Source organism: Kitasatospora sp. NPDC091257, from assembly GCF_044757675.1.
Classification (GTDB): Bacteria; Actinomycetota; Actinomycetes; order Streptomycetales; family Streptomycetaceae; genus Kitasatospora; species Kitasatospora lactacystinica.
In genome coordinates, this window is sequence record NZ_JBIVVI010000148.1 from 1 (window position 1) to 11,097 (window position 11,097).

At 69.0% G+C, this 11,097-nt stretch carries 9 protein-coding genes; 5 read left to right on the top strand and 4 right to left on the bottom strand.

The features are described from left to right. Positions 1 to 20 precede the first annotated feature (20 nt). The gene (locus ACIQOV_RS09780; RefSeq protein ID WP_401046866.1) at positions 21 to 1,112 is read right to left on the bottom strand and encodes a hypothetical protein; all 1,092 of its coding nucleotides are present in this window, start codon (positions 1,110 to 1,112) and stop codon (positions 21 to 23) included. A gap of 62 nt (positions 1,113 to 1,174) precedes the next feature. Continuing rightward, complete coding sequence (locus ACIQOV_RS09785) at positions 1,175 to 1,696, bottom strand: hypothetical protein (protein ID WP_401046868.1); 522 nt, start codon at positions 1,694 to 1,696, stop codon at positions 1,175 to 1,177. A 931-nt stretch (positions 1,697 to 2,627) separates the two neighbouring features. On the opposite strand from ACIQOV_RS09785, the gene ACIQOV_RS09790 reads away from it, so the two are divergent. Beyond that, positions 2,628 to 3,173 carry a hypothetical protein gene (locus ACIQOV_RS09790; RefSeq protein ID WP_401046871.1) on the top strand — a complete coding sequence of 182 codons (546 nt, stop codon included), beginning with the start codon at positions 2,628 to 2,630 and terminating at the stop codon, positions 3,171 to 3,173. A 370-nt stretch (positions 3,174 to 3,543) separates the two neighbouring features. Here the strand turns inward: ACIQOV_RS09790 and ACIQOV_RS09795 are convergent, their stop codons facing one another. Together ACIQOV_RS09795 and ACIQOV_RS09800 are read right to left on the bottom strand one after the other, a co-directional pair. Beyond that, on the bottom strand, positions 3,544 to 4,713 hold the full coding sequence (locus ACIQOV_RS09795) for an acetyl-CoA carboxylase biotin carboxylase subunit family protein (protein WP_401046872.1): 1,170 nt from the start codon (positions 4,711 to 4,713) through the stop codon (positions 3,544 to 3,546). A 171-nt stretch (positions 4,714 to 4,884) separates the two neighbouring features. Then, positions 4,885 to 5,727 carry a helix-turn-helix domain-containing protein gene (locus tag ACIQOV_RS09800; protein ID WP_401046875.1) on the bottom strand — a complete coding sequence of 281 codons (843 nt, stop codon included), beginning with the start codon at positions 5,725 to 5,727 and terminating at the stop codon, positions 4,885 to 4,887. 275 nt (positions 5,728 to 6,002) lie between these two features. Here ACIQOV_RS09800 and ACIQOV_RS09805 point away from each other — a divergent pair, with 275 nt between their 5' ends. The 4 genes from ACIQOV_RS09805 to ACIQOV_RS09820 all read left to right on the top strand — a co-directional run bounded on the left by ACIQOV_RS09805 (position 6,003) and on the right by ACIQOV_RS09820 (position 10,843). After that, positions 6,003 to 6,800 (top strand): helix-turn-helix domain-containing protein, encoded by a 798-nt coding sequence (locus tag ACIQOV_RS09805; protein ID WP_401046877.1) that lies wholly within the window; start codon positions 6,003 to 6,005, stop codon positions 6,798 to 6,800. A gap of 26 nt (positions 6,801 to 6,826) precedes the next feature. Further along, positions 6,827 to 7,531 carry an SDR family oxidoreductase gene (locus ACIQOV_RS09810; protein WP_401046880.1) on the top strand — a complete coding sequence of 235 codons (705 nt, stop codon included), beginning with the start codon at positions 6,827 to 6,829 and terminating at the stop codon, positions 7,529 to 7,531. 487 nt (positions 7,532 to 8,018) lie between these two features. Next, positions 8,019 to 9,581, top strand: coding sequence for a hypothetical protein (locus ACIQOV_RS09815; protein ID WP_401046882.1), 1,563 nt, complete (start codon positions 8,019 to 8,021; stop codon positions 9,579 to 9,581). A 944-nt stretch (positions 9,582 to 10,525) separates the two neighbouring features. Then, positions 10,526 to 10,843 (top strand): hypothetical protein, encoded by a 318-nt coding sequence (locus ACIQOV_RS09820; RefSeq protein WP_331768452.1) that lies wholly within the window; start codon positions 10,526 to 10,528, stop codon positions 10,841 to 10,843. The last annotated feature ends 254 nt before the right edge of the window (positions 10,844 to 11,097 follow it).

The window sequence follows — 11,097 nt, forward strand, 5'->3', positions numbered from 1 at the left end:
GAAAGCTACCTCGCCGGCCTTCACCTCCGCGGCGCAATGATCTGGATCAAGGACCTCACCCGAACCCATTGATCACGACCGAATACGCGGCCTAGGGCCTTGAGCACGTCCCAAATCGGCTGGACCAGGGCGGCGTCGGTGAAGTGGGCGTTGCGGGTAGTGGCCTCGGCCGCATTCCACTCCTCCTCGGTAAGGAGGCTGCGTAGCTCGGCCCGCAGGCCGGCGAAGTCCTTCTGACGGGGGTCGAAGACGGCCGGGACCGCGCCCCAGGAGCTCCATCGTGCCAGCACCGCCTGTTCAGCCTCGGTGGCCGGCCGGTCGTCCTCGCGCAACTGGTGCAGTACGCGAATCGCGGCGATGTTCGCGCGGATGCGGGCGAGTGGCCCGGACGGGGCGAGGTCGTCCTGGCTTTGAGGTCGGAAGCGTGGTGCGTCGACCGGTATCGTCGGGGCGGGGCGCGACGCTGACACCACCTGGTTCAGGTCTATGTCGTACGGTTCGTCGTCGCCCTCGATGTCCTGCACTGTGAGGTCGTGGCCGGTGACGGAGACGACGATCGCGGGGATCGTGTCGTCGCGGCTGGGCAGGTATTCGGGTAGGTCGGCCAGGTGCTCAATCAGGTCACCGGCGCGCAGGTCGTCGAGGGCGACGGCAATGTCGTCTGCCGGCCTGTTCGCGGTGGGAGAGAGCACCGGGTCGTGCGGTTCAATGTCGGAGACCGGCGCAGGAGGCGGGGACGACAGCACGGCGGCAGTCAGCCGGCGCTCCGCGGCCAGCAGCAGGGGTTCTGTGCCGCTGTCGTCGACCATGGCGACGGACGATAGTCCCCCGAACTGCTGGGCTTCTGTGAGTCTGTCGAACAGGTCCTCGGCCCACTCGGTGTGTGCCAGCTGCCGGGGCGAGGCGATCTCGTGGATGGTGTCGTCCTCGTTGACCCTGACCAGGACGTGCCGCCCTGCCTCGTCCAGGCCGGCGCTGGGCGAGTCCGGGTCGACGAGGTAGAGCCGGTACTGCCAGAGGCTGTCGGCCCGGCTCGTCTGGGCGCGCAGGTGGATCGCACCGCTCGCGGCCTCGTTCTCCAGGTCTCCGAGTTGGCCGGGTGTCTGGTACATGCGATCCTCCGCGCTTCGCGTCGAGTGGGCAGTCGGGGCCGGCGGTCTGGCGGGCCGGGTGGCTACAGGTCGCGTCCACGGGCGCGCTGGTCCTCCGCCGATGTGCCGAACAGGCGCAGGAAGGACGGGGTCATGTAGTCGAGGACGTGGCGCAGCTGCTGGTCGTCGAGGTCACTCAGGCGGACGTTGCCGTCGAGGAGGGCGTCGGCGGTGGTACTCACCCACTCCGTGTGATGCTGAAGGTGCGTTAGGCGGGCCTGGAACTCTTCGTCGCTCTCCAGGCCGTCGTCTTCGTCTTCGAGGCCGGCTTCTTGCTCGGGTTCCAGGCGTACGATCTCGTCGAGGACCTCGTGCTCGGCGCGGGCCTTGAGGTGCGCCAGGCGAGCGACCCGCTCCTCGTGTGTCTCGTCGGCGGGGGCGGTGTCGGCGATAACGTACTGGTCCCAGAGATCTCCGACCTGGGCTTCGACCTGCTCTCCGAGCGCGGTGAAGAAGGCGATGGGATCGGGCAGCGCGGCGTAGCGGGTGGGCAGCCACCTTCGCCAGTAGGCCCGGGCCTCGGTGCCGTAGTGGTTGATCGCCATCGCTACTCCTTGGTGGTCAGCTGGTGGGACTGTCAGCGGGGCGTCGGGGCGTTGCCCCGCTGACGGATGGAGTTGTGAGGCTTTCAGATCGGTGTGGTTCCTGGTCGGCCCGGGGCAACCTTGTGGCGACTGTTGAATGTGGCGTGGTGCATTCGGCTTACCGTGCAGGATTCGGGTCCTGTGGGGCATGTCGTGGATACTCAGATCCCGGCCCGTGCAAGGCATGGGCCAGGGTTGGTCCGTGCTTCCCGCAGGCCGGGATGGTCGCTCTGCTTCGGCAGGTCCCCGGCGGCGGGGTCCCGGCTCAACTGGGCGCAGGCGGGTCCGTTTCATCGGTGACCGGCGCTGATTCGAGAAGTACGGTCACGGCCGCCTCCAGTACGGCGACGTAGGTCCGCAGGCGCTCGCTTTCTTGAACGAGGTCGTCGGCGTTTGCTTGGACGGGCGCGTTGGGGGGCCGCTCCGCGCCGGGGGGTTGGCCGGTCTGGCGCGCGGCGCGGCTGGCGGCCAGCTGTTGCAGGAGGCGTAGGTGCTCCGGGGCCAGCTCGACGGGTGTTGTGTCATCGGGCGAAGCCGGTTCCGTTCCGGGGTCGGTTGTCAGCGCAACAGCGCGTCCCTCCATGTCACACCACCTGGGCGACGGTGTTCGGGACTGCAGGCACGTGCCGGCCGGGCGATCTACGCGGCCGCTTGGCGGAAGGTCGGGGTTCGCCGAAAGCGGCAGCGACCATGAGCGCGCCCGTCAGGAAGAGCGCGGCAACGAGTGCCGCAGTTAATGGCTGCCCCATGCATTGCCTCCCTGCGGACGGCCGGTGATTCGGTTCCCCAGGGAAGTCCATGACGCGTCGGCACGCACTCGGATGGGGCGAAGTTCCCGTGGAGCGGGATGCGCTCAGGGGGCGGCCGTAGTCGGTTCCGCTCGGCAGGATCCGTGGGCAGCGGCTCACGCGGCGGGGCCGGGCCGCCACCAGCTACCGCCGCCGTCCGGCCGGGCCAGGTGGACCCCGGCACGGTCATCGAGGCCGACCGGAACGTCAACCAGTTCGGCATAGCCCTGCTCGGCAAGGAACGCGTGAAGATCGGCTACGAGCTGGCCAACCGCCGCGTCACCCTGCGACTCGACGGGCAGCTCATGCACGTGATCCACGACGGCGTGCTGGCCAAGACCCTGCCCTCCCCGATCGACGCCGCACAACGCGCCGGACTACGCGGAGCCAAGGTCGCCTCCGGCGAACTACCCGCGCCCGCCGTCGGCGCGATACGCGTCGAGCGCAAGGTCCCCGCCGACGGCGTCATCATGGTCGCCCGCCAGCGCCTGCGCGCCAGCCGCACCTACGCCGGCGAGCTCGTCACCGTCCACGTCGAGGACACCTACTTCCGCATCACCCTCAACGACGCCGACCTCGTAGTCCACCCCCGCAAGAACCAGCACCCCGTCACCCGCTTCAGAGCCAAAACCCACGCACCGAAGCTCTGACGCACTGTCGCCCATCACCTGAGACCGTCAACGATGTCCCGAGACCTCACACGACACCCGCGCCTCAGCAAACCCCGGCTCCTGTTGCTGCAGCCCGCAGAAGGACTCTGGCCGAGGCGCAACGCGTGGCCATAAAGCTGTTGCGCCAGGCACAGAACCGGCGACGCTGATGCGTGCTCCGGATGCCCGTGACTGGTACCCACCGGTGCTGCGGCGGATTTCCGACGAGGGATGGCAGGGCGCGGTCGCCGACATGAAGCTCGAGGTGGTCGAAGAAAGTGAGGCTGGGCTGTATGGTGCGGATGCCCCACTGATATGGGCCCAAATGGACGAGGATCTTGTTCACGATGTCGGCTTCGGTGGAGTGAGTCTATGGGTGGTCCGGCTGGATGGTCACTCGTACGGCCCGACGGGCCTGCGCGAGGTTGGCCAGGCAGGTGTCCGGATCGGACCCGGTGACGACACAGCGGGCCAGCATCGAGGCTGGGAGCGCCTCGACTGAAGTGCCCAGGTGGGCCTCCCAGTCCAGCCTGGCCAGCCAGGACGCGTCCAGCTGCTCGGGGTCGAATGCCTGGCCAGTCACGGTGCCGGTGGACCCCGCTCGGATCAGGGTGACGGCCGCACTCGCACTGCAGGTGGGTGTGACGGCGGGGTCCTGACCGGTGGCGGTCTGGATCGCGGCCAGGAGCAGGTCCACGCCGGTCGCCAGTCGCACGAGTTCGGGGACGCTGTCGCCCTGCAGGTGGGCCGCTGCGTCGGTGATGACCGGGCCGAGCACGGTCATCACGATGTCCACGTGCCCAACGCCGTGCTCGACGCCGAGTGCCTGGATCGCGCGGACCGCGAGGTGCGCAAGGTCCGGGTCGACGTCCTCCGCAGTGACGAGGTGGGAGGAAGGCTGGAACAGGGGGTAGTTCGCGAACGCAGTCCGGACCGAGGCGACCACCCAGGTCCGGCCCCCGCTCGTGACGGTCTGAAGAGTGATTCGGTCGCCGTCCGGGGCTTGTTCGAGCAGGACGGCCCCGGGGGTGGTTTGTGCCGCGAGGGCCGCGGTGTGCGCGAACGTCCATGCGGTGTGGAGGTCTTCGGCCTTGTCGGCCCGGATCGCGCCGTAGTGGCCGAGGTTCGCGAGCGGGCGCAGGACGACGGGATACCCGGTCCACAGTGCCGCGGCGGCCGCATCCTGGTGGGAGTCGACGCGGGTGCCTAGCGGGGTGGGCAGTCCCGCTTCCGCGAGCAGGATTCTAGCGATGGAACGGTCGGCGGACGCGGCGGCCGATGCCGTGGACGGGCCTCGGACACCGAGCGCTTGAGCCAGGTTGGCGGCCTGCGGCAGGGCCTCTGCTGTGAGCGCGAGCAGCCCCGCCGGCTGTTCGCCTTCGATGCCGTCGGCTCCCGCCGTCAGTGCGCTCGTGTCGGGGCCGCCCCAGTGCGAGGCCGGGTCGTGGAAGGTGATCGGACGGATCTCGGCGACGCTCCGCAGGTCCGCTTCGTGGTCCCTGGTCGGGCCGACGATCAGTACTGCGGGGAATCGGGGCACGATTCGCTCTCTCCTCGTTTGTCGTAGTTCCGTCGTCGCTCGCGCCGCCGTTGGCGCGTCCAAGCGCTTTGCCGCACACAGTCGTTGTCGCTGATGTGACGACGCGCAGTAGGGGCTGGTGGTTGCAGGCGCGCTCCGGCCTGCGGGAAGTCTTCGTCCGGGCCGGGCAGGTCAGGGCATCTGGTCGACAGGCTTCGGTGGGACCATCCAGACGAACCGGTGCCCCGAGGCCGCGTCGAGGGGGCGGGTCATCAGGAGTGTGATCTGGGTCGGACCCCACTTGTGGTGGTTGATCAGGCGTGTTTCGCCGTTCGGGTGAATGTACTCGTCGTCCAGCGAACACTCCATCAGCTCGCGTAGTACCGGGTCTCTGTAGGCTGCGTCCTCGACCTCGCGCTGCAGCTCGACCAGGCCCCGCTCCCAGGGCGAAGCGGCCAGCGCTGCGCGCTGTTGGCGGAGGAAGGGCAGCGCCCACCCTTCCGGCCAGTCCAGCAGGACGGTGTCGCGTGCGGTCTCGGTGAGCAGGATGTAGCGCAGAACGTTAGTCGGCCGCTCCCTTCCGGCCCAGACGTCCCGGAACGCCTGGTTGGTCAGTTCAATGTCCCAGCAACGGTTGGACAGGTAGCCAGGTAGGACGCTGGAGTCGAGTGCCAGCTGGTAGGCCGGCACCGAGGCGAGCTGGTTGCTGAACGGCTGCGGAGGTTCCTGGCCTGTGGCCAGGAGAAACATTGCGTGCCGCTCGTGGGCGCTCATGTGCAGCACAGAGGCCACACGCTCCAGAAAGTCGGGTTCCGCTCGGGTCAGGCCTCGCTCGAAGTCGCCGTAGGACCGGACGGACACCCCGAGCATTGAGGCTGCGCGCTCCTGGGAAAGGCCGGCATGGCGCCGTCCGCGCGTCGTGACTGCGGCCTCCGGCGGGCCTGCCTCGACGTCGGCCCGGCATCTGACCAGCAGTGCCTGGAACTGCTCTTTCTGGTCCGGTGCATCGCCGTTCCCCTGACGTGCGATCGTCACTTGTATCCCCTCGTCCAGGCGCCGACGATCGCCGCCGACGAGGTTCCTGGTCTCCCGGCAGCGGCCTCCCGGCGCGCTTTCATCTCTCAAGCATTGCGCTCGGCCAGGCCGAGTCGGCGGTCAGGTAGGCCTTACTAGAGTGCAACTTCAGGAAGGGGTCCTTCCTGGCCAACGACGGCCAGTTCGACTACATCTTTAAGGCCACGGGGCGACTTGGCTTCTGAATTGGTCATTCGTCTCACCAGCCGCACACGCTCACAGACCTGGGGGGCCTGATGATGCCGAAGCCGCCGCACGAGCTTCAAGCCCACGATCACGAACGGAACAGCTCTGCGGAGCGCGCCTATCGAGTGCTGCAGGCATTGATCGAGCTTGGCCCGGGTGCGCACACGCTCGCCGAAGTGATGGCCCACAGCGGGCTCACCCGTTCCACCGCCCACCGCATCCTCCAGTCCGGCGTGCGTACGCACACCTTCGTCCAACCGACCTACGGCACCTACTCCATCGCCCACCCCAGCGTCACAGGTCATCGCCAGGACGCGCTGACCGAGCTGCCTGCCAGTTCCCCGGCGATCTCCGAGGAGCTCGCCCACCTGCAGCGCCGCACGAACCAGGTCGTCGCCCTGCACAGCCACCTCCTGCTGGGCATGCCCAGCAGGATCTGTGTCGACATCGCAGACGGCAAGCGTCACGACTTCGCGGCCGCGCTGGCGACCTCCAACGCGGGGCCTGTCCTGCGCCGCGCGCCTCTGCATCACGACGCCGCTGGCCTGGTCATGCTCGCCAGCCTCGACGACCTGAGCGCAGGCAACGCCGTCCTGCGGCGCATCAAGATACAGGGGTACGCACGCACTCCGTCCCCTGTCGCTGGGTGGGAGATGCTCTCCGTGCCATTGTGGCGCGGCTCCGTTCTCGTCGGCTCCGTCAGCCTCCTTGCCCCCGACGCCTACTGGCAGCGGCGCGCCGAGCGCCTGGCCGACGCCACGATGGACACCGCCGCAGCCCTGTCCCGACGCCTGGAGCACACCCGGACCCAGCGTCAGATCATGCCGATTCTGCAGCAAGCCAGCTGAACAGAAGTCCTCGGGGGAACAAGTCAATGCGTCGTTCAGTCCTGATCGCCAGCGCCAGCCGGGGCATCGCCCTCGCCAACGCAAAGGTCTACCAGGCCACCGGCGATCGCATCGCGCCCACCTACCACACCATGTCGGCACCGGACGGCTTCCTGTCGGTGCCCAGCGACATCACGCAACCTGCCGACATTGGTACGACGTTCGCCACGATCGCGGAGCAGCACGGCCCGGTCGAAGTTCTGGTGCCGAACGCCGGAAGCACCCGCGACAAACTGCTGCTCACAATGTCCGAGGACGACTTCACGTCGGTGCTGGACACCAACCTCACCAACGCCTACCGGGTGGCCAAGCTGGCGGCGCGCAGGATGATCCGGCTTCGTGAGGGCCGGATCCTGTTCATCTCCTCCACGTCCACTCTCTACGGGCAGGTGGGGCCCTCCGGTTACACGGCCTCCAAGACGCGTCTGATCGGCTTCGCCCGGTTCCTGGCACATGAGCTCGCGCCCCTCGGCATCACGGTGAACCCCCTCTCCCGCAGTCCGACCATCGCGGCGATACTCAACGCGCTCGGTGCCGAGGAGATCGAGGGCCTGGCCGCGCAGGTGCCGCTGGGCCAGCCGGCCCGCCCCGACGAGATCGCGCGGGCAGCGCTGTTCCTCACCTCATCGGAGGCCGCCTACCTCACGGGTCAGATCCTCGCCGTCGGCGGCGGCGCGCCCATGGGGCACTGAACTCCCGTCCTGCCGCGCACGTCGGCTGGACTGCCCGCACCAGGACTTGAGACGAGATGAGAGGTCGACCATGAGGTGACGTGTCGTGCGGCCCGCTCCTAGGAGAACGGGCCGCTGGGCTGCCGCCTGCACACCGGTGTTACCAGCACCAGTTCCGGCGGCACGCCCTTCCCATCACCGCCGACACATGACCGAGTTCGCGCTCACGTCATCTCCGGCGACGAACCGGGCGGCCGCCCTCGGCAGAGGACTCGCCACCCGATGTACCGCCCAACCACGGGCGGGTCCAACAGGCGATGCCAGCCCCGGGAGCGATACCCCAGGGGTTCGTACTGCCTCCACCTCCAGCAGAGACACCTTGATGATGCCTGACTCCGTTCCCGTTTGTCACGCAGGCGCGAGCGCGCCCATTACCAGATCTACTGGCCGTGACACCTCGTCAACACGCCGTATCACGCAAGAACACCCCGGCCCTTCCGCTTCCACCGTGAGGCTGGAGGCTTTACGACTGGACGAGCCGATGCGGCTGCGCCTACGAGAGGCCATCCACACCTCCCTCCGCTCGCCCTCTGCGGCACATCTGAATGACACCGACCAACTGCTACGGATCGTCACCATTGCCAAGGCCGAACTCGCCCGGACCTGCGCCACCTCATCGGCCGCCCCGGAGCTCGGCCGCTGGCTCGGGGTGTCCGCCTCTGCCATCCATCAGTCTCTCAAGCGGCAACGGGCAGCGTCCACGCTCGTCACCCGCCAGAGGTTCCGCGAGGCCGGCACCGTGCGGGGTCTGTTCATCGGGGTCCCCGAGCAGATCGAGGCATTTCGGGCTGGCGACCGCCAGCACCCGCTCGCCCTCGACCGCCCCGCGCTCGCCACCCTGCTTCGCCTCGTGGAACGGCTCTTCGCCCCGGGCTGGCATCACCGGGACGGCCGGGTGACCCCGCCGGGGCTGCTTGCCGCCCGCACGGGCCGCGGCGCACCCACCGACCGGCTCGCCCTGCTCCTCCTCGTATTGGAGGCACGGCCTGACGGGCGGGTGCGGCTGTGCTCCGGGAGGGTGTGCAAGCGCGGGCGGGCAGCGGCAACGCTCGCCCGGCTCCTGGGCAACGGCTGCACTCCGGCAGGAGCGGCAGGGATCCTTCAACGCCTCCAGAGCGCAGAGGCAATCCAGCTGGTCCGACGGGAGACCAGCAGCCGGCTGCACCAGCGTGGCGGGATCGTGGTGCCAACTGTGGCCCAGGACTGGACGACGATGAAGGCCGCCCGGCAGCGCTCCGCTGCGTCCCGGTCCGATACCGCCGCTCCTGCAACGCGGCCACGCCGGCGTTGCGTTGGGACACCCCCGCAGGTGGCGGAGCCAGGGCCCGCAGGTAGTGCCGAGTTCCCAGAGAACTCCGCTACTGAAGCCCTTCACGCCTCGCACGCCGGTCACTGTGGCACTGATGGTACGGCTGATGTCGCGGTTGGTGTTTCCGGCGAAGCCGAGACAAGGGTTCCCACCGTTGCCGGTGGGACGCGTGCGTACGCGAGGAAGTCCGACACGGTCCGGACGCGTCTCGGCAGCACGCCACCCGGCACGGCGGTGACGCCCGGGCACCGGACTGGGGCGGTGCCGCCGCAGTTGAGCATGTCGATCGCGGCATACCGCATACTGCAGGAGGCCGCGGTTCTGCTGCCGTTGATGACCGTCTGGGAGCAGCGGGAGGCTGCACGGGCCGCTGGTGCGGCCGTGCGGGACGTTGCGGGCGACGTGGGGCGGGTGGCGCGGCGTCTGCGGTTCAGGCTCGCCTCGGCCACCTCGGTCGCCGGCCCGTACGGCTGGCTGGTTCGGATCGGGCTTCGCCGTGCCAGCGACTGCGGGCGGGTCGAGTGCGAGAGCGCGATCGACGTGGTGACAGGTCTTGAGTGCGTTCCCTGCGGGTATCTCGTCGAGGGTGCGATCAGCCGATCTCGCCACGCCACCAACGCGGCCGAAAGACAGGCCGAGCTCCCCGTTGCGGGGGCCGATCGCTTCGAAATCCGCGGCTCTGGCCGAACGGGAGGCCTCTAAGGCCCGTGCCGAGGCCGCCCGGCAGGCCGTTCCCTGTGCGGGCTGCGGCGTTCCTGGCGCGGCTGGGCTGTGTGCTGGCTGCTCGCGGGGACGGGCCATCAAGGCTGGCATCAGTGAGTGCATCAACCTGGCCTTGGCCGCGCGAGCCGACCTGCGCGACTACCGCAGTGTTCGCACCGTCTGGGAGGAGGTCCGCTCGGAGCTCCGCAGCGCCAGGGCCCAGGCCCGGAACGGAACGCAAGACGAGGAGATCGCGGATGCCAGCGAGTTGCTTGCCGTGGCCTGCACACGCGACCGGTACCACCAGGACGCCCTCCGCCGTTTCAAGCTCTCACCTGCCGTGGCTGCCGAGTCCCGCAACGTCTACGCGACCGTGATGCGCTCCAGGCATCGGTTCGAGTCATACGCCGCTGCCCATCAGGCAGCTATAGCCGACTCTGCAGCTGCGGCAGACCGGGCGGCCAGGTTCCTGCTTGACCGGCGTGTGACGGCGGTGGCCAGGATCCGTGCGGGCATCGCCGCCCGGTCTGGCAGTCGGCCCGTCAGCCGTCCGGCCACGCCTGTGGATGGCGTCTGATGGGACGACCGCTCGATCTCGGTGCTTGGCTCGGTCCTGGGACGCCCTCCACTGGCAGCTCTGACTACGACGGTGAGGTGCGATGGGAGACGGCCGCCTGCGGCCATTCGACGGTCCTGTCCCGATCCGTCGTTCTCAGGCACCTGCTGGCCGATGACCGCGGCAGACAACGACCGCGAGGGCCGAGCAGGCCGACCGGCATGCGTGACCGCCGACAGTACGGGACCGCCGGTGGATCCGGCACACCGTCGTGCGCCCGGACCTGCCGCCGCCCCCGCACCATCGCGTCTACCGCCTCATCGACACCCAGGACAGGCCAGACAGCATGCCCGGCACCACCGATGGGCCATCCCGATAGGCTCCGGTCATGACCGAACGCCAAGCCGACAACGCTCCGGGCACCTTCGTCCTGCCGACCGACCCGGCCGACACCACCGGTCTCGACGCCTGGCTCCGACCAGTCGGCTGGTGCGTCGAACCCGACCCCGCACAGGTCCGGCCCGGCTACTTCCGCATCCGGCCAGCCGTCACTGACCCCGCCGACCACGACGGCGGCATCACCTTCTGCCCCGGCACGACCATCCAATGGACCGGCACACGGATGACCCGCGTCCACGACCCGCTCCCGCCCCAGATCCTGCCGCTCATCGACCAGATGTTGTCAGCGTCCCAGATCAACGGCTGAGGCCCCCGGGCCCTGGCCCATGTGGGGTGCGGTCGTCAACCTGTTGGAGTGCGAATACCGGTGACGAAACAAAGTCCGGACCGGCCTGCAGGTCCACCCGCTCGGGTGACGGCCGCCAGCCGGGCCAGAGTCGAGGCTCCACCCAGTGTCGCGGCCAACCGCTGGGTCAGCCGCCGGAGTTCCGGATGCCGCCGGTCGAGGAGCTTGTGATCCGCGACCACGAGCAGGGGGCACCGGCCTATGGCGCCCACCTG

Excerpts from the sequence above, each read along its gene's own strand:
- ACIQOV_RS09780 (WP_401046866.1), bottom strand. The coding sequence starts at position 1,112 with ATGTACCAGACACCCGGCCAACTCGGAGACCTGGAGAACGAGGCCGCG.
- ACIQOV_RS09785 (WP_401046868.1), bottom strand. The coding sequence starts at position 1,696 with ATGGCGATCAACCACTACGGCACCGAGGCCCGGGCCTACTGGCGAAGG.
- ACIQOV_RS09805 (WP_401046877.1), top strand. The coding sequence starts at position 6,003 with ATGATGCCGAAGCCGCCGCACGAGCTTCAAGCCCACGATCACGAACGG.
- ACIQOV_RS09810 (WP_401046880.1), top strand. The coding sequence starts at position 6,827 with ATGCGTCGTTCAGTCCTGATCGCCAGCGCCAGCCGGGGCATCGCCCTC.
- ACIQOV_RS09820 (WP_331768452.1), top strand. The coding sequence starts at position 10,526 with ATGACCGAACGCCAAGCCGACAACGCTCCGGGCACCTTCGTCCTGCCG.